A 25,234-nucleotide genomic window follows, 5' to 3' on the forward strand; every position below is an offset into this window, starting at 1 on the left:
TTTGCAAATGAAATTCTCTGAACACCGGTTTAAAATAAAGTCAGTGAAGTAATCTGGGCAAAGTAAATGTGTTTTTAAAAGAAAATAAATTGAGTTTTAATTTAGCGCATGTTTCTGCAATGTAAAATCTAAACTCTGAAATCTAAAATTAAAAGGGATTTCTCTGTCAGAAATCATTAAAAGTTATACCTATATATATAATCGAGATTATTACAGATAAATCTGCAATTTTAAGTTTCATAATATCAAAATACTTCAAAAATGCATTCGTAAGGTTAATATTTAAAAAAAATAGATACTTTTGTTGCAGAAAATAAGAGCAATGGCAAAGAATTTAGTTATAGTGGAGTCACCTGCAAAGGCGAAAACGATCGAGAAATTCCTCGGAAGCGATTTTCAGGTGGAGTCAAGTTATGGTCACATAGCCGACTTACCATCAAAGGAAATAGGAGTAGATGTAGAAAATGGATTTAAACCTAAATATGAAGTTTCTCCTGATAAAAAAGCCTTGGTAACGAAACTAAAATCACTTTCTAAGAATGCCGAAACGGTTTGGTTAGCATCCGATGAGGACCGCGAGGGAGAGGCTATTTCATGGCACTTGGCGGAAGAATTAAAATTAGACACAAAAAAAACCAAACGAATTGTTTTTCACGAGATTACAAAATCAGCGATTCTTAAAGCAATCGACAATCCAAGAGAAATTGATTATAATCTAGTAAACGCACAGCAGGCACGTCGTGTTCTGGATCGTTTAGTAGGTTACGAATTATCTCCTGTTTTATGGAGAAAAATCAAAGGAGGACTTTCAGCAGGTCGTGTGCAGTCAGTTTCTGTACGTTTGATCGTTGAAAGAGAGCGTGAAATTCAAAGTTTTAATGCAGTAGCAACCTATTCAATTGTTGCAGAATTTGTAAACGAAGCTGGAAAAGCTTTCAAAGCAAAACTTCCAAAAAACTTTAATACTAAAAAAGAAGCCGAAGATTTCTTAAATCAAAATATCGGTTCAAAATATAAGGTAGCTGATTTAGAAACTAAACCTACCAAAAAATCTCCAACATCTCCTTTTACAACTTCTACGTTACAGCAGGAAGCAGCAAGAAAATTATACTTGCCAGTTGGAATTACCATGCAGTTGGCACAGCGTCTTTATGAAGCCGGATTGATTACTTATATGAGAACGGATTCTGTGAATCTTTCAAAGGAAGCAATGGATGCAGCTGAAGCAGAAATCATAAAATCTTACGGAAAAGAATATTCTAAACCTCGCGTTTTTGCTAACAAAAATAAAGGAGCGCAGGAAGCACATGAAGCAATTCGTCCGACAGATATGTCTCGTCACTCTGTAAATATTGACCGTGACCAAGCGCGTTTATACGATTTGATCTGGAAAAGAACTTTAGCGTCTCAAATGAGTGATGCGCAGTTGGAAAGAACAAATGTAAAAATTGAAGCGGATAATCATGATGAGCTTTTTACAGCTTCTGGAGAAGTATTACTTTTCGAAGGATTCTTAAAAGTGTACTTAGAAGGTCATGATGACGATGAAGAAGAGCAAGAAGGAATGCTTCCAGCTTTAAAAGTAAACGAAAAACTAGCAAATAATTACATTACAGCTACAGAAAGATATTCAAGACCGCCTGCACGTTATACTGAAGCTTCTTTAGTGAAAAAACTGGAGGAACTGGGAATTGGACGTCCGTCTACTTATGCGCCAACTATTTCTACAATTATAAATAGAAATTATGTTGAAAAAGGAACTCTTGAAGGACAAGAGCGTAATTATACACAGCTTACTTTGCAAAACAGTAAAGTAGGAGAGAAGTTGTTGAAAGAAAATACAGGTTCTGATAAAGGGAAATTAGTTCCTACAGATATCGGAACTATTGTAACCGATTTCTTGGTGAAGAATTTTGGAAACATTTTAGATTATAATTTCACAGCAAAAGTAGAGCAGGATTTTGATGAAATTGCTGAAGGAAATATTGACTGGGCAAAAATGATGCAGGATTTCTACAATCAATTTCATCCAAATGTAAAAGAGGTTGAGGCAAATGCAGAACGAGAAAGCGGTGAAAGAATTCTAGGAAAAGATGCTGATGGAAGACAAGTTTCTGTTCGTTTAGGAAAATTTGGGCCAATGGCGCAGATTGGAGAAGCAGATGATGAGGATAAAAAATTTGCCAGCTTAATGGCAGATCAAAATATTGGAAATATTACCCTTGAAGAAGCTTTAAATTTATTTTTGCTGCCTAAAAGTTTAGGAGACTATAAAGGAGAAGAAGTAGAAGTGAATAACGGCCGTTACGGTCCTTATGTTCGTCACGGAAGTGTTTTTATTTCACTGCCAAGAGGTGAAGATCCATTGAATGTTTCTAAAGAAAGAGCTCAGGAATTAATTGACGAAAAAGCACTTGCAGATGCACCGATAGCTGTTTATAAAGGAGAAGGTGTCCAGAAAGGTGTTGGGCGCTTTGGGCCATTTATTAAATGGAACGGACTTTTTGTGAATGTGAGCAAAAAATACAATTTCGATAATTTATCGCAAGCAGATGTAGAAGAGCTTATTGAAGATAAGCTTCAAAAAAATATCGATAAAGTGCTTCACAATTGGGAAGACGAAGGAATTGTGGTGGAGAAAGCCCGTTGGGGACGTTCTGTAATCCTGAAAGGTAAAATCAAAATTGAATTGAGTAAAGATGTTGATGCAACGAAGTTGACATTAGCTCAGGTTCAAGAAATGATAGAAGCAAAAGCTCCTGCAAAGAAAGCGGCAGCGAAAAAAACGACAACAACTAAAAAAGCGCCAGCTAAAAAAGCAGCTGCTAAAAAGAAATAAAGAATAGATGGAATTTGATTTTCTAGAACCAGTAAATGATGTAATTGTAAAATTCGTCGGTGCGCTGTCTTCACAAGAACTTGGAAGTAAAGTAGTTTTTCATACCCAAGATCAGTTTCCTGATATTGATCAAATTAATATAGCTATAATTGGTGTTTTAGAAGATCGTACAAACATCAATATGGTTAACGAAGTTAATCTTTCGGCTGTTCGTAAGAAATTATATAGCATGTATCCAGGTAACTGGGATGCATCAATTGCAGACTTAGGAGATATCCTTGCTGGTGATTCTGTTGAAGATACTTATTTTGCAGTAAAAAAGGTTGTAGCGGCTTTAATTAAGAAAAAAGTCATTCCTATAGTCCTGGGAGGTTCTCAGGATTTGACCTATGCTTTGTATCGTGCTTACGACGATTTAGAACAGATGGTGAATTTGGTAGCTGTGGATAATAAATTTGATTTTGGAAAAGAAAATGAGTCAGTTTCGGCTAATTCGTATTTAACTAAAATCATAATTGATGAGCCAAATAATCTGTTTAACTACTGTAATATTGGGTATCAGACTTATTATAATTCTCAAGAAGAAATTGATTTGATCGAAAAATTATTTTTTGATGCTTATCGTTTAGGTGAAATTTCTAATAAAATTACCCTAGCAGAACCAGTTTTTAGAGATGCAGATTTAGTTAGCTTTGATTTGAATTCTGTAAAATCTTCAGCTTCAGGTAATACGGTTACTTTTGAGCCTAACGGATTTAATGGAAAAGAAATTTGTGCATTGTCTAGATATGCGGGAATAAGTGATAAAGTTTCTGCTTTTGGAGTCTTTAATCACAATAGTACAATGGCAGAGTCCGTTATTATTGCTCAGATTGTATGGTATTTTATTGAAGGATATCATTACCGTTCAAAAGAATATCCATTCGGGAGTCGTGCCAATTATCTTAAATATATAGTGCCGCTGGAAGAGGAGGAATTGATTTTTTATAAAAGTGATAAAACAGACCGTTGGTGGATCGAAATTCCTTTTCAATCAAATGGCCACAATAAGTTAAAAAGAAATACGTTATTACCCTGTTCTTATGATGAATATTTGGCGGCTTGTAACCAAGAATTGCCAGAAAGATGGTGGAAAGCGCAACGAAAAAATGCTTTGTAATATTAAAATTTAAGGTAAATCTTAAATTTTTAAAATGAGTAGAAAAAAGTTAAAATTAATTAGTGAGAAAATATTTACATATGATAAAAATTAACGTTTTACATCGATTTTTTGTCACAGTTTATCGATGAAATATTTTTTTTTTATTTTATTTAACATTATTTTTGAACGGTAAAATAAATTCGCAAGTAGTATTGTTTTTTAGATAAATAATAAATACGTTTACGGACTTTTAATAATGAATAGATAATCCCAAATTTATATGAAGAAGTTTATTGCATTTGCAGCAATGTTAACACTGGTAATCGGCTGTGGTAAGTCAGGTGACAAAGGTGAATTAGTTGGTGTTACAGGAGGGAAATGGCATCCCGAGAAGCCTTATGGAATGACATTAGTTCCGGGTGGATCTTTTATTATGGGTAAATCAGATGCTGATTTAGCTAACGTAGAAGATGCTCCGACTAAAACGGTAACTGTTCGTTCATTTTACATGGATGAAACTGAGATTACTAACAGTGAGTATCGTCAATTTGTGGAGTGGGTAAAAGACTCTACAATGAGAGTTCGTTTAGCAATTTTAGCTGACGAAACTGGACAAAAAGCGACTGATGGTAAAGGTAAAAAAGGCGGAAGTATTGCTGATTATGCTTTCAACGATTCTGATCCAGAAAAAATGACAGCTTACGATAAATATATGTACGATAACTATTACAGTGTAGGTACAAAAGATGATCCGTACGCTGGAAGAAAACTAAACAGAAAAGTTAAATTAATTAAAGATACAAAAGCATATCCAGATGAGTATTATGCTGAAGTAATGGATTCTATGTATTTGCCAATTGAAGAATCATACAATGGTTTAAGAACAATTGATGTAAATAAGTTGAAATTCCGTTATTCTTGGATGGATATTCAAGCTGCTGCAAAAGCTAAAGTTGGAAAAAGAAGTGATTTCGTAAAAACAGAGCAGGTTAATGTTTATCCTGATACAGCTGTTTGGATTAAAGATTTTGCTTATTCATATAATGAGCCAATGCATAATGATTATTTCTGGCACAAAGCTTATGGGGATTATCCTGTAGTTGGTGTTACTTGGAAACAAGCTAAAGCATTCTGTGCTTGGAGAACTCTAAATAAAAATAGCTATATCAAATCTAAGAAAAAAGGTCGTGACCTAGTAAACGCTTTCAGATTGCCAACTGAAGCAGAATGGGAATATGCGGCTAGAGGAGGTCTAGAGTCTGCAACTTATCCTTGGGGAGGTCCTTACACTAAAAGTGATAGAGGTTGTTTCTTAGCAAACTTCAAACCTAGTAGAGGAGATTATGCTGCTGATGAGGCTTTATATACTGTAGAAGCTAAATCATATGAAGTAAATGGTTACGGATTATACAATATGGCAGGTAACGTTTCAGAGTGGACAGATTCTGCTTACAATCCAAACGCTTACGAATATGTTTCTACAATGAATCCAAACGTAATTGATGGTAAAAACCAAAGAAAAGTGGTTCGTGGAGGTTCTTGGAAAGATGTTGCTTATTTCCTACAAGTAAGTACTCGTGACCACGAATACGCTGATTCAGCTAGAAGTTATATCGGATTCAGAACTGTTCAAGATTACATGGGAACTCAAGTAACTGGTAACGGAAACGGAAGCAAAAGAAAGTAATTTATAATTTTATCAATATCCAACAAATCTATTTTAAACCTAAAAAAAAAGTATTATGGCATTATTAAGTAAAAAAGCAATGAATTTCGCTTATGGTATGGGAGCGGCAGTGGTAATCGTTGGAGCTTTATTCAAAATTACTCACTTTGAAATTGGACCATTAACAGGAACAGTTATGCTTTCAGTAGGATTAGTGACTGAAGCGTTAATTTTTGCGCTTTCTGCTTTCGAACCAGTAGAGGACGAGTTAGATTGGACTCTTGTTTACCCAGAATTAGCTAATGGACAAGCTAGAAAAAAAGAGGTTAAAGCTGAAAACCCAACTGAGGCTCAAGGATTATTATCTCAAAAATTAGATACTTTATTAAAAGAAGCTAAAATTGACGGTGAATTAATGTCAAGTTTAGGAAACAGTATCAAAAACTTCGAATCTGCTGCTAAAGGAATTGCTCCAACTGTAGATTCAATTGCAGGACAAAAGAAATATTCTGAAGAATTATCTGTTGCTGCTGCTCAAATGGAATCATTAAACAGTTTATATAAAGTACAGTTAGAAAGCGCTTCTAGAAACGCTGAAGCTAACAAAGAAATCGCTGAAAACGCTTCTAAATTAAAAGAGCAAATGGCATCTATGACTGCTAATATTGCTTCTTTAAACAGTGTTTACGGTGGTATGCTTTCTGCAATGAGTAACAAAGGATAATTAGTTTTCAACTAATATTAAATTTATTAATAAAGAACTAATTAGAAAAAAATGGCAGGAGGAAAATTAACCCCTAGACAGAAGATGATTAACCTGATGTATCTGGTTTTCATCGCGATGTTAGCAATGAACGTATCAAAAGAAGTTATTTCTGCTTTTGGTTTGATGAATGAGAAATTTGAAAGTGCAAATACTACTTCAACAGAAACAAATGCAGGTTTATTAACATCTTTAGATCAAAAAGCAGCTGAAGCAAAAGGAGAATTTGCTATTGCTGCAGTTACTGCTCACAAAGTTGAAACAATTACAAAAGATTTCTATGATTATATAGCTACTCTAAAAGCTCAGGCTATTAAAGGTTTCGAAGTTGAAAAAGAAACTGGAAAATTGCCTTACGAAGCTATGGATAGAGGAGATAATATCGACGACTGGTTTACAGGAGACGGTTACACTAAAAAAGGTAACGAAATTATCTCTAAAATCGAAAAATATAAAGCTGATATTAAAGCTGCTTTAGGAACAGACAAAAAATATGCAGCAATTATCGCTGAGGTTGAAAAGAAATTTGATGTTTCTGATGTAAAAAACAAAGAAGGAATCAAAGAAAAATATTTAGCTTATCATTTCAAAGGATTTCCTGCAATTGCATCTGCTGCAAAATTATCAACTTGGCAAAATGACGTTAAAAAGACAGAAGCTGACGTTTATAACAGTGCTTTAGGTAAAGCTGCGGTTGCTGCTGCTTCTTACAGTAATTATCAAGCAATTGTTGTTTTAGATAAAAATGCTTATTTCCAAGGTGAAAAAGTTACTGGTAAAGTTGTTTTAGGTCGTTATGACGAAAATACTAAGCCTACTTCATTCCAAGGTCCTGGACAAATCGTAAACGGACAAGCTGTTATCTCTTTAACTGCTGGTGGAGTTGGAGAACAAGATATCAACGGACAATTTACATTCTTAGAAGATGGTAAAAACATTCCTTTGAAATTCTCTGGAAAATATGTTGTAGTTCCAAAACCAAATTCTGCTACAATTTCTGCTGATAAAATGAACGTTGTGTATAGAGGAGTTGTTAACCCAATTTCTGTATCTTTCGCAGGTGTTGCTGATAATAAAGTTGTGGCTAGTGCTCCAGGATTATCTTCAGCTGGAAAACCAGGAAAATATAACATGAGCCCAGGTCAAGGTACTGAAGCTACAATTTCTGTAACAGGTACATTACCAAATGGTGATAAAGTAACAGACAAGAAAACATTCAGAATTAAAGGTATTCCTGGTCCAACAGGAACAATTAGAGGTGAGATGGGAGTTGTTAAAGGTCCTAGATCTAACTTAGAGATTGCTACAATTGGAGCTAAATTACTTGATTTTGATTTTGAAGTTGGTTTAGATGTTGTTGGATTCAATATGAAAATTGCTGGACAGCCAACTGTGGTTGTAACAGGAAACAAAATGAATGCACAATGTAAACAAGTACTTTCAAGAGCAGGTAAAGGAGATCAAGTTACTATTTCTGAAATTAAAACTAAACTGGTTGGTGCTGGTAGTTATTTATTGCCAAGAACTGCTCCAGTAATTTACGAAATACAATAATAAAGTAGTATAAGCTACGTTCAATATCTTATAATGATATCATGATGAAAGTAAGAAATTTTTTAATAGCTATTGTTTCTATCGCTGGAGGTTTTGCTTCTAATGCGCAATCTAATTTGCTTAATGCGAAAACACCTGCACAGATAGGACTTAAAACTCCTGCTCAACTTATATCTGATAATGATAAGCCATTGGCTTATGGTTATGTAGATGATAGAGATATCTTGATGGGAAAAACAACATGGGAGATCATTGACTTAAATGAAAAAATCAATTTCCCAATGTATTTTCCGGTAGATACAGCTAATATTGGTTCTAACAGACGTTCTTTATACGACGTTCTTACTAAGGCTATTAAAGGTGGAAAAATAACTGAAGTTTATACAGATAGTTATTTTAATACTAAAAAATCTATGAAAGACATCGAAGGATCATTATCTCGTATTGATACAACTGATGCAGGTAGAGAGTTAATTAACCAATATCCAGATGACTACAAATCACGTGTTGTGAAGAAAAAAGTAGTTACTGGTAAAGGTAAAAACAAAAGTGTATCTTATGTTGAAGAAACAGTTGGCCCAACAAGAACAGTTCCTGCTGAATATATCTTAAAACAAGATCTTACTGCTGCAGATGTTACTCAGTATAAAATTAAAGGATACTGGTATTTTGACAAACGTCAGAGTGAATTGAAATATCGTTTACTTGGAATTTGTCCAGTAACTCCAGATGTTTATACAATGAATAGTGACGAAAAGGATTATATTGAATTGTTTTGGGTATTCTTCCCAAATGCTAGAGAAGCGCTTCACGAAGCAAAAGCTTTTAACGATCAAAATTCAGCTCTTCCTATTTCATTTGATCAGATCTTAAATTCTAGACGTTTTAATGCTGTAGTTTACAAAGAGGAAAACCTTTATGGAGATAGAGCAATTAGCGATTATATGAAAGATAATGCACAAAATCAGTTGTTAGAATCTGAAAGAGTGAAAGAAAAAATTCGCAACTTCGAACAAGATATGTGGAACTACTAAGTAGTACATAATCAAATATTTAAAAAACTCTTACTACCTTTGTAGTAAGAGTTTTTTTTATTTAGATAAATGGTGAAATATCATTCTGTAAAGGTTGTAAAAGCAGATAAAGATTATGGTTTTTGTTTATGTAAGAAAAATAACAATATTTTTAATAAAATTTCGTTTAATGCCTTATAATATTTATTATGATGAAAGTGAGAAATTTTTTTGTTGCTATTGTTACTGTTGCTGGAGGTCTTTTTTTACACGCACAGTCTAATTTACTTAATGCCAAAACTGCTGATCAAATTGGAATTAAGACACCCGCACAGATGATATCTGATAATGATAAGCCTCTTGCGTATGGTTATGTTAATGATCGGGATATCTTAATGGGAAAAACGGTTTGGGAGATTATTGATTTGAATGAAAAAATTAATTTTCCGTTGTATTTTCCAGTTGATACAGCTAATATTGGTTCAGATAGGCGCTCTCTTTATGATGTCTTAACAAAAGGTATTAGAGAGGGGAAAATAACTGAAGTGTACACAGATAGTTATTTTAATACTAAAAAATCGTTGAAAGATATTCAAGGATCTCTTTCTCGAGTAGATACAACGGATGCTGGCAGGGAATTAATTAATCAATATCCAGACGATTATAGATCACGTGTTGTTAAGAAAAAAGTGGTTACAGGGAAAGGGAAAAAGAAAAGTGTTTCCTATGTTGAAGAAACGGTTGGTCCAACCCGAACAGTTCCTGCAGAATATATCTTAAAACAAGATCTTACCGCTGCAGATGTCAGTCAATATAAAATTAAAGGGTTTTGGTATTTTGACAAACGCCAGAGTGAATTAAAGTATCGCTTACTCGGAATTTGTCCAGTTACTCCAGATGTCTACACGATGAATAGTGACGAAAAAGATTATATTGAATTATTTTGGGTTTTCTTTCCAAACGCGCGTGATGTTTTACATGAAGCAAAAGCTTTTAACGATCAAAATTCTGCCCTTCCAATTTCATTTGATCAGATATTAAACTCAAGGAGATTTAATTCGGTTATTTATAAAGAAGAAAATGTTTATGGGGATAGAGAAATCAAAGATTACATTAGAGATAATGCGCAAAGTCAGTTGTTGGAATCGGAACGAGTAAAAGAGAAGATTCGAAATTTCGAAGAAGATATGTGGAATTACTAAGTAATGAATCAAATTATAAGAGAAACTCTTGCTACCTTTGTAGTTAGAGTTTTTTTATTTTATCTACACTGCAAATGCTTGATTATTTAATCGTCGGATCTGGATTGGCTGGAATTTCTTTTGCCGAAGTTGCCCTTAAAAACAATAAATCTATTTTGGTTATAGATGACAAATCTCAAAATTCATCTAGAATTGCAGGTGGTTTGTACAATCCGGTTATTCTGAAACGTTTCAGCGAAGTTTGGAATGCTAAAGAGCATTTGGTTTTGATGAACGAATTCTATGATCAAGTTGAGGAGAAATTGCAGGAAAAATTCAATTATAAAATGCCTATTCTTCGAAAGTTTTTTTCGATTGAAGAACAGAATAATTGGTTTGCTGCTTCTGATAAAATAAACTTAGCTCCGTTTTTATCCACCAAACTCATTACTAAAAAGTATCAAGGTATTGATTCTCCTCATAATTATGGAGAAGTGCTGCATACAGGCTATGTAAAAACTGGACAGATGTTGGAGAGTTATAAAGCTTATTTAAAAGATAATAATTTGCTTCTGGAAGAATCTTTTCATAGTTCTTTCTTAGAAATTCTTGAATCTGGAATTCAGTATAAAAGTATTAAAGCCCGCCATATCATATTTGCAGAAGGTTTTGGACTACATAAAAATCCATATTTTAATTATCTTCCTTTGGATGGGACGAAAGGAGAATTGTTTTTGATAAAAGCCCCTGATTTAAAATTAGATCTAATTGTGAATACAAGCGTCTTCATTTTACCAGTAGGCGGTAATCTGTTTAAAGTTGGTGCAACTTACAATTGGCATGATAAGACGGATCTTCCAACAGAAGAAGGGAAACAGGAACTTATAGATCGTATTAAGGAAATTATTACCTGCGATTTTGAGATCATAAAGCATTTTGCTGGAGTAAGACCAACAGTTGCGGATAGAAGACCTTTAGTTGGTACTCACGAAGCATACAGTTCTATTCATGTTCTTAACGGATTAGGAACGCGAGGCGTGATGCTCGGGCCGGCATTGGCAAAAATGTTGTACGAGCATATTGAAAACGGAACGCCTATAGACCGAGAAGCCGATATTAAGCGATTCCATAAAAGATATTTAAAAGGGATTACTTTCGGCCAGCGTTAGGATCATAAGAAACAAACATATTAATGTATAAGTTTCTGGATAGACGAAGTACAAAAGGAAATAAAACTACCAAAGTCACGATAATAGCGATAAACGATTGCTCGATATTGGCTCCAAAAAAAACAAAAGAGATAATAAAGGCAGCAATTCCGACGGCAACATTCAAACCGTAGCTTACATACATAGCGCCGTAAAAGAACGACGGTTCAATTTGATATTTGAATCCGCAATGGCTGCAGTTTTCATTCATTTTTAGAACTTTACTCAAATGAAGGGGATTTTTGTCTTCATACATGCTTTCATTTTGGCATTTTGGACAACTTCCTGTTAAAATACTATTTAGTTTCGATCCTTTTTTTAACATTTTGTGTTTTGAATTTTTTATAATCTGTAAAGAAGTAGCTGTATTTAGATATTGAAATTTACCTTAATAGTGTCAGTAATTACTGAAACAAAGATAAGGTAATTTTTAATTTTCTGCTTTATTTTAGAGAATAAAACCACCGTTTTTTAAACGTTTCTACATTGTTGAAATGACTTATAATATAGAAAAATTGTCTTTTATGGGCAGTTAGAATTAGTAATGTTTTCTACTATTACAAATCAATTAAAATGTTTAAAGAACAATTAAATAAAAGTAATTTTTCTAGCTGAAAAAAAATAAACCTTTCTGGATACTATGAAATTGGTATTGTAAAGAGAGCCAATTTATTAAAGCTCTTAAAAATATTTCCCTTGTTTACGGAATCCCGTAAACTTTAATGCGCTTCTTTTTATATTATTGTACAGGTTAATTTATAAATACAAAATTTCGTAATGGCAATAAATTTACAAAAAGGACAAAAAATTGACATCGGATTATCTAGAATTACGGTTGGTCTAGGCTGGGATCCAAATGAAGGTACTGGGCATGATTTTGATCTGGATGCTTCTGCGATCATGATCAATGCAAGTAGAAAACTTTTAGGGGAAAGCTATTTTGTTTTTTATAACAATTTATCATCGCCCGATGGAGCACTATTGCATACAGGGGACGATCCGACAGGTGGTAATAGCGATGGCGATGATGATGAGGCTATCAAAGTAGACTTATCTAAAATAGATACCGCTGTTGAGGAGATTCTTTTTGTGGTAACAATTGAAGATTTTGAGCGCAGAAAACAGAATTTTGGTCAGGTTAGAAATTCTTATATCAGAATCGTCAATGATGAAAATGGAGAAGAAATTGCTAAATATGAGTTAGGAGAGGATTTCTCTATAGAGACTGGTGTTGAGTTTGGAAGATTGTATAAAAGAAATGGTAATTGGAAGTTTGAAGCTTCCGGTATTGGTTATAAAGCCGATTTGGGCTATTTCTTAGAGAAATATTATTCAGGCGAAATCATTAAGTAACATCTGTTTAGCAAATTTTAAATCTAGTCCTTTTGGAAATAAATTATGAAAATTACAGCCATCTTTCGTTCGATTTGTGGCTTACATTAATAAAATCAAATCCAGAGTTTAAGCAAAAAAGAAACTTATTATTTAAAGAGTTTTTTGAAATAGAGCACGGAATTGAAAAAGTAAATGAAGTTGTTCGATATTATGATGTTTTGTGTAATAATATTAATGAAAAAACGGGATTAAATATTGATACATACGAAATCTATTATTTGATTTTAAGTGCTCTAGATGTTGATTTTGAGAGAAATGATACAGGAAGTTTATTGGAATTCTACAAACATACTGAAGAATTGTTTTTGAAATATAAGCCGGTTTTAATTTATCCAGACATACAAAATCTATTTAAAGAAATAACAGTTCAAGATAAATCGATAAGTATTTTAAGTAATACTGCATTTATTAAAGGTCAGGTTTTAAGAAAACTGCTTGAACATTATGAACTAGCAGATTATTTTAAATTTCAAATCTATTCAGATGAAGTAGGGTTTTCAAAACCAAATCCAGCGATTTTTCAGCTTGTATTTGATGAAATTAATAAATATAAAAAGATAAATAAAAAAAATGTTTTGCATATAGGCGACAATTGTATTGCAGATTACAATGGAGCAATACAGTTTGGATTTAATGCACATTTACTAAAAATATAAACGTGAATAAGAGTTATAGCTTACACAAAATTATAGACCAAGATATTTGTCCTTTTAAAGAGGCAGAATACAGCAGATTTAAATTTGGAGATAAATTCTACGCAGAGAAATTTGCAGAGGATCTATTCGATGGATTTGTTGAAGAGCATAAAGATTTAATTTTATCTGATAAAGATATTGTTATTCTGCCAAGTCCTTATTTATCAATTCCTACTGCATCAAATTTTTTATGTTACTATTTTAAAAAGGAGCTGAACAGTTTTTTATTTAAAAATGGTAAAAAAGCTTGTATCGAATCTAAAATTTATAGAAATCAGACTTACGTTACTGATTATGGTAACTTAGATTTTGAACAAAGAGTAAAATTGATATCGAATGACACTTATTATATTGATCGCAATTTTATTGAAGGTAAGATATGCATTTTTGTGGATGATATTAAGATAACGGGAAGTCACGAGCATACGGTAAATAAGATTTTGGATCAATATAATGTTCAGGGTGATTTTATTTTTGTTTATTATGGTGAACTCGTAAACAAAGAAATTCATCCAAAAATTGAAAATCATTATAACTATTTTGCAGTAAAAAATGTAGAAGATATTGTTTCTATAGTGAATAGTGAAGACTTCCAATACAATACAAGAATTGTGAAGTTCATATTGAGCCTCGATGATAAACAGTTTGCATACTTAATTTCGAACATTTCTAGAAAAAAAAGCAATGAATTATTTCATCTAGCAATCAGTAATAATTACCACCAGATTTTAGAATATAAAAACAATATTAACATCATAAAAATAGATTAGATTATGGCTATTAATTTGCAGAAAGGACAAAGAGAAAATATTAATGCACCCAAATTTACAATTGGTTTAGGATGGGACACAAATAACAGCAGTACAGGTTCTAGTTTTGACCTTGATGCCTCAGCTTTTATTGTGGGGGAAAACGGAAAAATATTATCTGATTCTCATTTTATCTTCTATAATAATCTAAAAGCTCCAGATGAGTCTGTTATACATACTGGAGATAATCTAACAGGTGATGGAGATGGAGATGACGAACAAATTAAAATAGATTTAACTAAAATTAATAGTGCCGTAAAAGAAATCTGTATCGTAGTGACAATTCATGATGCTGAAGGAAGGAGACAAAATTTTGGACAAGTTAGAAATTCATTCATCCGTATCGTTGATGATTCTAATAATGCCGAAATGGTTAAGTATGAATTGGAAGAAGATTTCTCAATAGAAACCGCAGTTGAATTTGGAAGAATTTACAATAAAGATGGCCAGTGGAAATTTGAAGCGATGGGAGTTGGTATGAAAGGCGGATTAGAAGATTATTTAAATAAATACAATTAATTATAGATGGCAATTAATTTAGAAAAAGGACAGCGTATTAATCTTGAAAAAAGTAATGGTTCAAAATTAGTAAATATTTGCGTTGGTGTAAATTGGGGAGCAATAGAGAAAAAAGGATTATTTGGAACTAAAAAAGAACCAGTTGATTTAGATGCTAGCTGTGCGATTTATGACGATAAAAAAAATCATATTGATTCGGTAAATTTTAGAAAACTCATTTCTAATGATCGCGCAATCAAACATAGTGGAGATGATTTAACTGGAGATTTAAACGGTGACGATGGTCTAGATAATGAAGTTATTACTTTAGATTTTTCTCAATTAACGCCGGCAGCCAGTTATGTGGCATTTTTCATAAATAGTTTTAGAGGCCAGGACTTTAAAGATATTCCTTTTGCATCAATCAGAATATATGAAGGAACTCCAACCAGAGTGAGTCAGGAATTTGCACGTTATGATGTTGCAAACGATGCTTCTTTTGCAGGAAATGTATCTATGGTTTTAGGTGTTTTTTACAAAAGAAACGACGAATGGAAATTTAACGCAGTTGGTGTACCGACAAACGATAAAAAACTAGAACAGACAATTGTTACAATTCAACAGAATTATCTATAAATACTTATGGAAAATCAATTAGTTACTCAGGAGAATACTGCTTTGATTGATAAAGATGGAAATGTAAATTTAACTTCAATTTCGGAAGCAGAAATAAACAGTTATAAGAGTATTTCTAATCAATTAAATGAGAACGATGCCAATTCGATTCTTAATTATGGTGCCGATATTCAAAACTCTATAGCAAAACAAAGTGATAGTTTCTTAACCAATGTAAGAACCTATAATTCTGGAGAAGTAGGAACTTTGATTAATGATCTATTAACGGAATTAAATTATGTAGACGTTGATCAATTAGATCAAAGTCCATTTAAAAGATTTCTTTCAAAAATACCATTGCTCAATAAACTGATAACAGATGTAAAAAAGCTATTTCAGGAATATGACAGAATTACTGTAAATATTGAAAAAATCAGTAATAAAGTAAAAGCTGGAATGATCAATTCTGTAAAAGATAACAGCGCTCTTCAAACTATGTTTGACGGAAATGTGAATCTTATCAAAGAAATGGAAAAGCACATTATTGCGGGGCAGATTCGTTTTAAAGAATTGAACGAAGAACTTGCTGTGATGGAAGGCAATAGTGCGCAATATCAGGATTATCAAATTTCTGATAAAAGAACTTTCATAAATCGATTAGACAAGCGTCTTGCTGATATGAAAATTGTACGTTTTATTATGCTGCAATCTTTGGCGCAAATTAGAGTAGTTCAGAATAACAATACTTCGATTGCAGAGAAAGCGCAGTCGATTTTGACTACAACATTGCCTGTTTGGAAAAATCAGCTGACGCTAGCTGTTGCTTTACAAAGACAAAAACAAAATATTGAAGTACAAAGAAGAGTATCAGAAACAACGAATACTATTTTACAAAAGAATGCTGAAATGCTAAAACAAAATAGTATCGAAGTGGCCAAAGAAAATGAAAATACAATCGTTTCTCTGGAAACTCTTAAAATGACAACAAAATCTTTAATTGATACGCTGACAGAAGTAAAACAAATTCACGAGCAAGGTACAGAAACCAGAAGACAGCTTGATGCAGGTTTACAAAGTCTAGAGCAAGAATTGAAAAAAGGCGTTGTAAGCTAGACTATTGAGGAAATAATTTTTTTGAAACAATATAAATGCAAGAAGAAGAGGATCGATATCTTCAGATAATAAAAGAGAGTAATAGAAAATTAGTGATTTTAGAATTGTTATCCAATTTCTTTAATCACAAGGATCTTGTCGGGGTTCTGGTAAGGACAAAAATCATTCATAAGCTCTTTCAAAATAATAGAATATTAGATATAAATAAACTGGAACTCTTTCATATTCAGTATACTGATAGTCTTATTGCATTGTTTCAGAAAATCAAAAAATCAAAAGAACAGCAGTATGTTTTAATCTCTGATGAAATATACATCAACGAGGATATTTTAGTCAAATTAAAGCAGGAAATAGGAGAAACAAAACTGGCAAAATTACTGCAATTGCATGCACAGAATATGTCAAAAAAGATAGAAGAGCTCTATCAATTATTTGTTTCAGAAAAAGATGTTTTTTTTAATTGGAATGATCTGCTGACTTTTTCACAAAGCATTCAGGCAGAATATTACAGAGAAATAACAATTGATCAATATGAAAAGCTTTCACAGTTTAACAAAAGTGTTTATGAAAATGCTCATGCAAAATTCGAAACAAAGCTTTTAGGTCGATTAAACATCTTAAATTTTAAAATTAAGTTTTCGTGTGGATTAGTTTGTAATAATGAGATAATAGAGATTTATGAGTTCAGAGATTCTAATGATAAATTTGTTTTTGTAGCTAACGAAAAATCATTTTATTTTCTAAATGAAGAAGTGGTAAAGGGAATTGATCTCTCAAAAAATGATTCTTCAAAGCAAATTATTATAAAAGGATTGAAGAATAAAAATGCCGAACTAAAAAATGAGCTTAGTACTATAAAAACAACGCTGCCTGAAAATGTTTTAGAAGTGTTAAAAGAATATCTTGAGAAGATTTCATCTGTTGATTTTCTGGATGAATTACAGAATGTTGACGAACAGACTAATATCTTAAAAACAATGTTGAATATTAATATTAATTAAAAAAATAAAATGGCAATTAACTTAGAAAAAGGACAGAGACAAAGTATAGCTGCTCCTAAATTTACTGTAGGATTAGGATGGGATAGCAATTCAAGTAACACTGGATCAAGTTTTGATTTGGATGCTTCAGTTTTTTTAGTTGGTGCAAATGGAAAAATTCCAAATGACAATCATTTTATTTATTACAATAATTTAAAATCTCCAGATCAAGCAGTTATTCATGCAGGTGATAATTTAACCGGTGATGGTGATGGTGACGATGAGAAAATCTACATTGACTTATCTAAAATCTCATCAGATGTTAACGAAATTTCGTTTGTGGTTACAATTCACCATGCAGATACAAAAAGGCAAAATTTTGGACAAATCAGAAATTCATTCATTAGAATTTTAGATGAATCTAATGTTGAGTTGGTAAAGTATGAACTAGATGAAGACTTTTCGATAGAAACTGCTGTTGAATTTGGAAGAATTTACAAGAGAAATGAGGAGTGGAAGTTCGAAGCTGTTGGTATTGGAATGAAGGGCGGTTTACAAGATTACTTAAATAAATATAATTAATTTAAAACATTAACTCAAATGGCAATTAACTTAACCAAAGGTCAAAAAATTGATTTAAGAAAAACAACTGGTGAAACATTAACCAATTTCTGTATTGGAGTAAACTGGGGAGCAATCGAAACAAAAGGTTTCTTAGGATTATCAAAAAATGTAGTAGAGATTGATTTAGATTTAAGCTGTATTTTGATTGATGATCAAAATAAAATTTGTGATCATTTATATTCTCCTCTATACAGAGTAGAAGTATTACAGCAATTTGGTTTGCCAAAAGGGAAATTAGTAAGTGTTGATGGTGCTTTAAGACATACTGGAGATGATCTGGCAGGTGATACAGGCGGAGATGATGGTTTAGATAATGAAATTATTACAGTTGACCTTTCTAAAGTTGATGCTAAAGTAAGTCAGATATTTTTCTTTTTAAATAATGCTGGTAAAGAGGATTTTTCTCAAATTCCTTATGCAAAAATCAGAATGTATGAAGGTACTCCAACAAGAGTGGTTTCTGAGTTTGCTTCTTATAACGTAGCTGCAGAAAGTCAATACGTAAACAAACGTTCGATCATCATGGCGAAATTGTATAAACGTAACGGAGAGTGGAAGTTTAGTGCAATTGGAGATCCAACAGATGATACATTCTTAGGTCAGACTATTCATAAAATTGTTCAATCTTACCTTTAATGCAAATCAAAAACATTGAAGGACTAAGAGTTTCTCAAGTTAGAGACCTAGTTGGGCAAGGTGGAAAATTTGTTGTTTTTCCATATACAATTTCATTTGTAGTAATGACTTTAAAAAGAAGTTCTGATATTTATTTTATCAGACCTGACGAAAGCACTTTTAAATACTCATATGGATATGCACTGCTGAATTTAGTAATCGGCTGGTGGGGAATTCCTTGGGGACCAATTTATACAATTGGCTCTGCGTATCATCATGTGGTAGGAGGAAAAGATCTAACAGATATTGTTATGAGTCATTTAACACAGCATGACCCCGAGGCAGATACAAGTAGTTATAATATAAATGGTGTTGAAAGTTCTAACCAACGAAATAACAACACTTCTGATACTCCAACTTATAATATTCCTGTGTAAAACAATTCTACCATGAGAAGACTGCCCGTATACTTACTATTAGACACATCTGGTTCAATGACTGGTGAACCCATCGAAGCTGTTAAAAATGGTGTACAAATGATGATTAGTTCATTACGCCAAAATCCGCAAGCGATTGAAACGGCTTATTTAAGCGTGATTACTTTTGATACGACTGCACAACAAATTATTCCATTAACAGATTTGGCATCTTTTCAAATGGTTGATCTCAAGGCAACTGGAGTTACTGCTCTAGGCGATGCATTGAAATTAACAGCAAGTAAGATAGAAACTGAAGTTGCTAAAACAACAACAGAGCAAAAAGGAGACTGGAAACCACTTGTATTTATTATGACTGATGGAATTCCGACTGATAACTGGGAAAGTGGTCTTGCAGAATTTAAAAAAGTAAAGGTAGCTTTTACAGTTGCCTGTGCGGCCGGAGCAGGTGCAGATACCAATGTGTTGAAACAAATAACAGATACTGTAGTAAGTCTTGAAAATGCAGACAGTTCAAGTATTGGAAAATTTTTCCAATGGGTTACAGCTTCAATTGGAGTAACTTCAACTAAGATTGAAGATTTAGGCAGAGAGTTTACAAATGTAAAAGAGTTACCTCCTCCGCCATCTGAATTAAACATTGTAGTTTAGTTTCAAGCTGGAGGAGTTCCTTTTTTATAAAAATCAAGAAGAGCTGTTGTAAAATAATTTAGGATTAATTGATTGTTTACTTGTTTTTAAAAGTTATATGAGAAGATTACCAGTATATTTTTTATTAGATACATCCGGATCAATGTATGGCGAACCAATTCAGGCACTTAATAATGCTTTGAGTGGTATGATTAATACTTTGAGGTCAGATGCACAGGCGCTAGATTCGCTTTGGATAAGTATTATAACTTTTGACAGAGAAGTAAAAGAAATCGTTCCTTTGACAGAATTGGTTCATTTTCAGCTTCCAGAAATAACTTGTCCACAAAGCGGCCCCACAAATACAGGTGCAGGATTGGATTTTGTTATTCAAAAAGTAAAAAAAGAAGTGATATCAGGATCTACAACTCAAAAAGGAGACTGGAAACCATTGCTTTTTGTTTTTACAGATGGTAAACCTTCAGATATTCAATTTTATAGAGAAAAAATTCAAGAAGTAAAAGCATTAAATTTTGGTGCTGTGGTAGGTTGCGCTGCAGGTCACATGGCAAATGACAGTATTTTAAAAGAACTTACAGACAATGTAGTTCATTTAGACTCTGCAGATAGTTCGACTTTGAAACAGTTTTTTAAATGGGTCTCAGAAACTATCGAGCAAGGCAACAAAAGTCAGGGAACAGGAGAAAGTGTAACACTGCCTCCACCGCCAAGTGAAATAACGGTTGTGATTTAATTTAAAAGTACTCCATATGCTATTTACATTTTCTAAAGTTCTAATTCATGTCGCAACTGCAATTGATGAAGCTTATCAGGAGGGACAAGAAAATGAACTTGAAAATCTAGAGTTAAGCTCTGATGAAATTTTGGAAACCATGGACATTGATAATATTACATCATGTTATCAAAATACAGGTATTGAAGGGTTTAATATTAAAAATGCAGGGCATGTTTTAAAACAAAACTATACAGGAAAAGTATTTGATATTCTACACGTAATTGTTCGTAGAAATTGTGCTTATGTAAAAGTTATGCATAGTATACCATTCAATGGAGGAAATAAATGTTATGGAGCTTCATTCTCTATAAATTTTATGGAACCTAACAATGGAGTTGCTATTTATGGATGTCCAACTAAAAATTCTGATGAGAAACAGGCTTTCAAAGCTATTTCTATGGAATTATTAGCCGCTCTTTCAAAATGATGTTAGCTAAAATATTTATAAATGTTCTAATTGTTGGTCTGTTTTTATATTCAAAATTATTGCCATATAAAGATAAATTAAATCCTCAATATAAAACGGTTTTTGATTTTTTCAATAGTATATTTTCTCCCATATTTAATTTCCTAAAATCCTTTGTGAAACCTTTTCAGGTAGGTATTGGACTTGCAGTCGATATGACACAGATTATACTATTAATTGTTTTTTTAATGCTATTAAAATTTCTTTAAAATGAGAAGATTACCAATATATTTTTTAATTGATATTTCTGAGTCAATGGTTGGAGAACCGATCCAACAGGTAGAAGAAGGATTGGCAACTATAATTCAAGCATTAAAAACTGATCCGCATGCTCTGGAAACGGTTTATGTTTCGATTATCGTTTTTGCAGGTCAGCCTAAAACATTGGTGCCACTACAAGAAATAGTGAGCTTTTATCCGCCTAAATTTCCAATAGGAAGCGGAACATCATTGAGTAAAGGATTAGGACATTTGATGTACGAATTAAGAAGTAATATTGTAAAAACGACTTATGAGGTAAAAGGAGATTGGAAACCAATAGTATTTTTATTTACTGATGGAGTTCCGACAGATGATACTCAAGCTGCGATAAATGAATGGAAAAATAATTGGCAACGAACGGCTAATTTAATTGCTGTTTCTTTTGGAAATGAAACAGATACCAAGCTTTTAGGAGAATTGACAGAAAACGTGCTTCATTTTAAAAACACCAGTGTACAATCGTATAAAGAGTTTTTTAAATGGGTGACAGATTCTATTAAAACAAGCAGTATTAGTGTAGAAAATAATTCAAGTGGTTTTGAATTAGCAAAGTTAGATGGAGAAACACTTTCTAAAATTGACTTAACTAAAGAGACTCGAAATAAGCAATATGTTGATGATAATTATGTTGTTTTAAGCGGAAAATGTCAAAATACAAAAAGACCTTATTTGATGAAGTACCGCAAGAATATTGCATCTTCTGTTTATGCAGGTATTGAATTGGCTTCAAAAAATTACAAATTGGTTGGCGCTTACCAAGTGGACAACAATTATTTTGAATTGGCAGACAACAGTAATTTTAATAATAAAGTAAATACAGAAGAGTTATTTGGTGCACCAACATGTCCGTGTTGTGGAAATCAAATCGCTTTTGCTGTTTGTGTTTGTGAAAAAATACATTGTATTGGAGACGAACAAATAAGTACTTGTCCATGGTGTAATAATCAAGGTTCTTACGGATATGGAGAAGGAGGTTTTGATGTAAACAGGGCACAAGGATAATACGCATGGAGGAGACCAAAAGATATCTTCAGTCTTTTTTATTTCAAAATAAAATCGATATTCCGAGAAGCAAACAATCTCTTTTTGAAGATTTTATTGCGAATGAAACGAATATAACGGCAGTAAAAATAATTAAAGAAAAACAGCAAATAATTATGCAAAATTGGGAGTTAATAAATCGAATTGATGACATTACGAATCGATCAGTTTTTCTGCCAAATGGTACTGTAAACAAAGCATACGAAGCAAAAATCGATTTTATCCAATTGGGATGGAATGATATTGTTTCATATGAAATTCAAAATTTGGAAAACACTGGACTTTCATTTGATACTGAAAAAGAACTGCTTTCTGGTATTCCAAAAATAAGCGGGGACTTAAAAATAAAACTCTTTTTTAAAATTGAAGGTGAACCTGAAGAAACATCTTTAAATGAGAAAGTGATGATTGTTATTGTAAATCCTGATCCAAAATCCCTTTGGAAGAATTTAGAAAGTGATCAAAATACTCCTTTTGCAAAAGAAGATAATGTTGCGATTTCTAGTTTTTTCTTAGATAAGAAAATAGTTGTAGCTTCTAAACGTGGGCGCAGTCATGCTAATGTAGGCTCTTTTAGAGAAGACGATTTTGCCTTCAAAAATTTCACAGCTAACGGATGGAGTGTTTTAGCAGTTTCTGATGGAGCGGGTTCGTCGGCTTTGTCAAGAAAAGGCTCAAAACTGGCATGTGATACTTTAGTTGAATATTTTGAAGAAAATCTTGATAAGGAAAATCTAAAACAATTTGATGAAATCCTATTGAGTTATTACCAAAAATCAGATCCAGAAGCATCGAAAAAAATAAGCCATTTTGTTTATAATACGTTATTAAAAGCAGCTCATTTTGTAAATCAGACAATTGAGGAATTTGCAATTGCGAATAAGGAAGACCTGAAAAAATTTCACGCCACTTTAATTTTTACTTTGGTAAAAAAATACAATTTCGGTTATGCTGTTTTGACTTTTGGAGTAGGAGATTGTCCAATTGGTTTACTAAACAAAGATTTAACTGAAATTTCGTTAATGAATACTATAGATGTTGGTGAATTTGGTGGAGGAACAAGATTCATTACCATGCCGGAAATTTTCCAGAGTGATAAACTTTCTTCACGATTTGGCTTTAAATTAGTAGATGATTTCTCGTATTTAATGCTAATGACAGATGGAATTTATGATCCTAAATTTGTGGTTGAAGCCAATTTAGAAAAAATAGAAAAATGGAATGAATTTCTATCAGATTTGAAAGGGAATAATGAAGACGAATCAAAAGTTGATTTTGAAAATGAAAATGAAGATATTGCGTCACAGCTTTCAACTTGGATGGATTTTTGGAGTCCAGGAAATCACGATGACAGAACCCTTGCTATAATTTACTAAACATGAGTACAGTTACAGTAAAATCAATAAATGATCCTTCAAAAACCTATCAATTTGTTGATAACGGTGAGCCAATGCGCGGAGGTGTCAAAGATGTCTATTTTAGTCCCGATAGAAAATACGTTGTCGCTATTTTTAGAGATAAATTAGATTTTAATCAAAAAGAAAGACTTCAGAAAATTACCAATAAATATTATGCCCAAATCCAAAATGGAGAAGCTGGAGAATATTATTTAAATGAGGTTTTTAGATGGCCAACAGATGTTATCGAATATAATAATCTAACAGGTATAATTGTTCCTGTTTACAAGCCAAAATTCTTTTTTAGAAAAGGATATCAAACTAGTGAATTAATAAAGGGTAAAGAAAAAAATGGAAAATGGTTTGCGGGGCCAAAATTTAGAAATCCACATTTTCCGCTTCGAATTGCTAATGCTGAATTAGGTGATTGGTTGAGTTATTTTCAGGTTTGTGTCAATCTTTCAAGAGGAGTAAAAAAGATGCATGCTATGGGGTTAGCTCATTCTGATTTATCTTATAATAATGTATTGATAGATCCAATAGAAAGATCAGCCTGTATGATAGATCTTGATGGCTTAGTTGTTCCTGGTTTATTTCCAGCGGAAGTAATTGGCACAGCAGAATTTATTGCTCCCGAAGTACTTTCGAGCAAACATTTAGACAAAAATGATCCCAATAGAAAATTGCCAAACAGGCTTACAGATCTGCATGCTTTACCAGTTTTAATCTACATGTTTCTGTTACACAGGCATCCGTTAAAAGGAGGAAAAGTACATGATTTGGATACCGAAAAAGATGATTTATTGTCGATGGGAGAAAAGGCCATGTTTATTGAACATCCGACAGATGACGCAAATAGACCAAAGCTTAATCAGATTTCTAAATGGGATTTGCCTTGGGCAGATATAACCAAATTGCCTTACACTATAACAGGGCCTTATTTAAAGACTTTATTTGATAAAGTTTTTGTGGATGGACTGCACAATCCAATGCAGCGTCCTAATGCAGAAGAATGGGAAATAGCATTGTTGAAAACGACCGATTTAATGCAGAAATGCCATAATCCAACATGTGAACAAAAATGGTATGTTTTTGATAACACAAATACTCCAAAGTGTCCATTTTGTGGTACAGCACATCAAGGAACACTTCCAGTTTTAGATTTGTATTATCAGTTTCAGGAAACGACTTGGAAACCCGAGAATCATAGATTAATGGTTTATAACGATCAGTATTTGTTTCAATGGCATGTTAATCGGAATATTGTAAGAAACGAAAAGCTGGCGCCAGAACATAAAATTCCAGTTGGGTATTTTACTTTTTTCAATGGTAAATGGGTTTTAGTCAATCAAAAACTGACTTCGCTAAAAGATCTAACCGAGGATAAAGAAATTCCGATTGGGACAATGGTAGAGCTTAATCAGGGAAAAAAAATATTGCTTTCAAATGAAGAAGGCGGAAGAGTAATCATGGTAACAATGGCCAATTTATAATTTA

The 25,234-nt window shown here is 32.7% G+C and carries 25 protein-coding genes; 24 read left to right on the forward strand and 1 reads right to left on the reverse strand.

Translation table 11 applies throughout. From position 1 onward, the window contains the following. Positions 1-322 precede the first annotated feature (322 nt). From topA to P2W65_RS09775, 8 genes are all read left to right on the forward strand, one after another. Positions 323-2,839 carry a type I DNA topoisomerase gene (gene topA, locus P2W65_RS09740; RefSeq protein ID WP_289665209.1) on the forward strand — a complete coding sequence of 839 codons (2,517 nt, stop codon included), beginning with the start codon at positions 323-325 and terminating at the stop codon, positions 2,837-2,839. Positions 2,840-2,846: 7 nt separating this feature from the next. Then, positions 2,847-3,998: a formimidoylglutamase gene (locus P2W65_RS09745; protein ID WP_289665210.1), complete on the forward strand. Its 1,152-nt coding sequence runs from the start codon at positions 2,847-2,849 to the stop codon at positions 3,996-3,998. Between the two features lie 262 nt (positions 3,999-4,260). After that, on the forward strand, positions 4,261-5,667 hold the full coding sequence (gene porK / locus P2W65_RS09750; protein ID WP_289665211.1) for a T9SS ring complex lipoprotein PorK/GldK: 1,407 nt from the start codon (positions 4,261-4,263) through the stop codon (positions 5,665-5,667). A 55-nt stretch (positions 5,668-5,722) separates the two neighbouring features. Further along, entirely contained in the window at positions 5,723-6,370 is a 648-nt protein-coding gene (gene porL, locus P2W65_RS09755) for a type IX secretion system motor protein PorL/GldL (RefSeq protein ID WP_289665213.1), read from the forward strand. Positions 6,371-6,421: 51 nt separating this feature from the next. Further along, positions 6,422-7,963: a type IX secretion system motor protein PorM/GldM gene (gene porM, locus P2W65_RS09760; protein ID WP_289665215.1), complete on the forward strand. Its 1,542-nt coding sequence runs from the start codon at positions 6,422-6,424 to the stop codon at positions 7,961-7,963. 44 nt (positions 7,964-8,007) lie between these two features. Continuing rightward, positions 8,008-8,997, forward strand: coding sequence for a type IX secretion system ring subunit PorN/GldN (porN, locus tag P2W65_RS09765; RefSeq protein ID WP_289666179.1), 990 nt, complete (start codon positions 8,008-8,010; stop codon positions 8,995-8,997). Positions 8,998-9,188: 191 nt separating this feature from the next. Beyond that, complete coding sequence (gene porN, locus P2W65_RS09770; RefSeq protein WP_289666180.1) at positions 9,189-10,178, forward strand: type IX secretion system ring subunit PorN/GldN; 990 nt, start codon at positions 9,189-9,191, stop codon at positions 10,176-10,178. Positions 10,179-10,252: 74 nt separating this feature from the next. Further along, positions 10,253-11,326 carry an NAD(P)/FAD-dependent oxidoreductase gene (locus P2W65_RS09775; RefSeq protein WP_289665217.1) on the forward strand — a complete coding sequence of 358 codons (1,074 nt, stop codon included), beginning with the start codon at positions 10,253-10,255 and terminating at the stop codon, positions 11,324-11,326. Here P2W65_RS09775 and P2W65_RS09780 read toward each other — a convergent pair. After that, on the reverse strand, positions 11,307-11,690 hold the full coding sequence (locus P2W65_RS09780) for a DUF983 domain-containing protein (protein ID WP_289665219.1): 384 nt from the start codon (positions 11,688-11,690) through the stop codon (positions 11,307-11,309). The two genes, P2W65_RS09775 and P2W65_RS09780, sit on opposite strands and share 20 nt — an antisense overlap. 452 nt (positions 11,691-12,142) lie before the next feature. Between P2W65_RS09780 and P2W65_RS09785 the strand changes: the two genes are divergently transcribed. From P2W65_RS09785 to P2W65_RS09860, 16 genes are all read left to right on the forward strand, one after another. After that, positions 12,143-12,718 carry a TerD family protein gene (locus tag P2W65_RS09785; protein ID WP_289665220.1) on the forward strand — a complete coding sequence of 192 codons (576 nt, stop codon included), beginning with the start codon at positions 12,143-12,145 and terminating at the stop codon, positions 12,716-12,718. A gap of 32 nt (positions 12,719-12,750) precedes the next feature. Further along, positions 12,751-13,416 (forward strand): HAD family hydrolase, encoded by a 666-nt coding sequence (locus P2W65_RS09790; RefSeq protein ID WP_289665221.1) that lies wholly within the window; start codon positions 12,751-12,753, stop codon positions 13,414-13,416. A gap of 2 nt (positions 13,417-13,418) precedes the next feature. Continuing rightward, positions 13,419-14,225: a phosphoribosyltransferase family protein gene (locus tag P2W65_RS09795; RefSeq protein ID WP_289665223.1), complete on the forward strand. Its 807-nt coding sequence runs from the start codon at positions 13,419-13,421 to the stop codon at positions 14,223-14,225. Positions 14,226-14,228: 3 nt separating this feature from the next. Beyond that, positions 14,229-14,783, forward strand: a complete 555-nt coding sequence (locus P2W65_RS09800) for a TerD family protein (RefSeq protein ID WP_289665225.1) — start codon at positions 14,229-14,231, stop codon at positions 14,781-14,783. A 6-nt stretch (positions 14,784-14,789) separates the two neighbouring features. Beyond that, entirely contained in the window at positions 14,790-15,398 is a 609-nt protein-coding gene (locus tag P2W65_RS09805; protein ID WP_289665227.1) for a TerD family protein, read from the forward strand. A 6-nt stretch (positions 15,399-15,404) separates the two neighbouring features. Then, positions 15,405-16,490: a toxic anion resistance protein gene (locus tag P2W65_RS09810; protein WP_289665229.1), complete on the forward strand. Its 1,086-nt coding sequence runs from the start codon at positions 15,405-15,407 to the stop codon at positions 16,488-16,490. A 35-nt stretch (positions 16,491-16,525) separates the two neighbouring features. Next, complete coding sequence (locus P2W65_RS09815; RefSeq protein ID WP_289665230.1) at positions 16,526-17,491, forward strand: hypothetical protein; 966 nt, start codon at positions 16,526-16,528, stop codon at positions 17,489-17,491. A 9-nt stretch (positions 17,492-17,500) separates the two neighbouring features. Further along, a complete protein-coding gene (locus P2W65_RS09820) occupies positions 17,501-18,052 on the forward strand; it encodes a TerD family protein (RefSeq protein WP_289665231.1) in 552 nt (183 codons plus the stop codon). Between the two features lie 18 nt (positions 18,053-18,070). Then, the gene (locus tag P2W65_RS09825) at positions 18,071-18,730 is read left to right on the forward strand and encodes a TerD family protein (RefSeq protein WP_289665233.1); all 660 of its coding nucleotides are present in this window, start codon (positions 18,071-18,073) and stop codon (positions 18,728-18,730) included. Further along, positions 18,730-19,146: a hypothetical protein gene (locus P2W65_RS09830; RefSeq protein WP_289665235.1), complete on the forward strand. Its 417-nt coding sequence runs from the start codon at positions 18,730-18,732 to the stop codon at positions 19,144-19,146. Before P2W65_RS09825 ends, P2W65_RS09830 begins: the two co-directional genes overlap by 1 nt. A 12-nt stretch (positions 19,147-19,158) precedes the next feature. Further along, complete coding sequence (locus P2W65_RS09835) at positions 19,159-19,797, forward strand: vWA domain-containing protein (protein ID WP_289665237.1); 639 nt, start codon at positions 19,159-19,161, stop codon at positions 19,795-19,797. Between the two features lie 97 nt (positions 19,798-19,894). Next, a complete protein-coding gene (locus P2W65_RS09840; RefSeq protein ID WP_289665239.1) occupies positions 19,895-20,530 on the forward strand; it encodes a vWA domain-containing protein in 636 nt (211 codons plus the stop codon). A gap of 16 nt (positions 20,531-20,546) precedes the next feature. After that, complete coding sequence (locus tag P2W65_RS09845; protein WP_289665240.1) at positions 20,547-20,999, forward strand: hypothetical protein; 453 nt, start codon at positions 20,547-20,549, stop codon at positions 20,997-20,999. A 249-nt stretch (positions 21,000-21,248) separates the two neighbouring features. Further along, positions 21,249-22,301, forward strand: coding sequence for a TerY-C metal binding domain-containing protein (locus P2W65_RS09850; protein ID WP_289665242.1), 1,053 nt, complete (start codon positions 21,249-21,251; stop codon positions 22,299-22,301). Between the two features lie 5 nt (positions 22,302-22,306). After that, on the forward strand, positions 22,307-23,716 hold the full coding sequence (locus P2W65_RS09855; RefSeq protein ID WP_289665244.1) for a PP2C family serine/threonine-protein phosphatase: 1,410 nt from the start codon (positions 22,307-22,309) through the stop codon (positions 23,714-23,716). A 2-nt stretch (positions 23,717-23,718) separates the two neighbouring features. Further along, on the forward strand, positions 23,719-25,230 hold the full coding sequence (locus P2W65_RS09860) for a helix-hairpin-helix domain-containing protein (RefSeq protein ID WP_289665246.1): 1,512 nt from the start codon (positions 23,719-23,721) through the stop codon (positions 25,228-25,230). Positions 25,231-25,234 lie beyond the last annotated feature (4 nt).

It is taken from the genome of Flavobacterium panacagri (genome assembly GCF_030378165.1).
In the GTDB taxonomy this organism is placed as follows: Bacteria; Bacteroidota; Bacteroidia; order Flavobacteriales; family Flavobacteriaceae; genus Flavobacterium; species Flavobacterium panacagri.

Bases quoted from the DNA above. Each gene is read 5' to 3' on its own strand.
- P2W65_RS09825 (WP_289665233.1), top strand. From the start codon at position 18,071: ATGGCAATTAACTTAACCAAAGGTCAAAAAATTGATTTAAGAAAAACA.
- P2W65_RS09860 (WP_289665246.1), top strand. From the start codon at position 23,719: ATGAGTACAGTTACAGTAAAATCAATAAATGATCCTTCAAAAACCTAT.
- porL (WP_289665213.1), top strand. From the start codon at position 5,723: ATGGCATTATTAAGTAAAAAAGCAATGAATTTCGCTTATGGTATGGGA.
- P2W65_RS09845 (WP_289665240.1), top strand. From the start codon at position 20,547: ATGCTATTTACATTTTCTAAAGTTCTAATTCATGTCGCAACTGCAATT.
- P2W65_RS09785 (WP_289665220.1), top strand. From the start codon at position 12,143: ATGGCAATAAATTTACAAAAAGGACAAAAAATTGACATCGGATTATCT.
- porN (WP_289666179.1), top strand. From the start codon at position 8,008: ATGAAAGTAAGAAATTTTTTAATAGCTATTGTTTCTATCGCTGGAGGT.
- P2W65_RS09780 (WP_289665219.1), bottom strand. From the start codon at position 11,690: ATGTTAAAAAAAGGATCGAAACTAAATAGTATTTTAACAGGAAGTTGT.
- P2W65_RS09855 (WP_289665244.1), top strand. From the start codon at position 22,307: ATGGAGGAGACCAAAAGATATCTTCAGTCTTTTTTATTTCAAAATAAA.
- P2W65_RS09805 (WP_289665227.1), top strand. From the start codon at position 14,790: ATGGCAATTAATTTAGAAAAAGGACAGCGTATTAATCTTGAAAAAAGT.
- P2W65_RS09775 (WP_289665217.1), top strand. From the start codon at position 10,253: ATGCTTGATTATTTAATCGTCGGATCTGGATTGGCTGGAATTTCTTTT.
- porM (WP_289665215.1), top strand. From the start codon at position 6,422: ATGGCAGGAGGAAAATTAACCCCTAGACAGAAGATGATTAACCTGATG.
- P2W65_RS09810 (WP_289665229.1), top strand. From the start codon at position 15,405: ATGGAAAATCAATTAGTTACTCAGGAGAATACTGCTTTGATTGATAAA.
- P2W65_RS09840 (WP_289665239.1), top strand. From the start codon at position 19,895: ATGAGAAGATTACCAGTATATTTTTTATTAGATACATCCGGATCAATG.
- P2W65_RS09745 (WP_289665210.1), top strand. From the start codon at position 2,847: ATGGAATTTGATTTTCTAGAACCAGTAAATGATGTAATTGTAAAATTC.
- porN (WP_289666180.1), top strand. From the start codon at position 9,189: ATGAAAGTGAGAAATTTTTTTGTTGCTATTGTTACTGTTGCTGGAGGT.
- porK (WP_289665211.1), top strand. From the start codon at position 4,261: ATGAAGAAGTTTATTGCATTTGCAGCAATGTTAACACTGGTAATCGGC.
- P2W65_RS09815 (WP_289665230.1), top strand. From the start codon at position 16,526: ATGCAAGAAGAAGAGGATCGATATCTTCAGATAATAAAAGAGAGTAAT.
- topA (WP_289665209.1), top strand. From the start codon at position 323: ATGGCAAAGAATTTAGTTATAGTGGAGTCACCTGCAAAGGCGAAAACG.
- P2W65_RS09830 (WP_289665235.1), top strand. From the start codon at position 18,730: ATGCAAATCAAAAACATTGAAGGACTAAGAGTTTCTCAAGTTAGAGAC.
- P2W65_RS09820 (WP_289665231.1), top strand. From the start codon at position 17,501: ATGGCAATTAACTTAGAAAAAGGACAGAGACAAAGTATAGCTGCTCCT.
- P2W65_RS09835 (WP_289665237.1), top strand. From the start codon at position 19,159: ATGAGAAGACTGCCCGTATACTTACTATTAGACACATCTGGTTCAATG.
- P2W65_RS09800 (WP_289665225.1), top strand. From the start codon at position 14,229: ATGGCTATTAATTTGCAGAAAGGACAAAGAGAAAATATTAATGCACCC.
- P2W65_RS09850 (WP_289665242.1), top strand. From the start codon at position 21,249: ATGAGAAGATTACCAATATATTTTTTAATTGATATTTCTGAGTCAATG.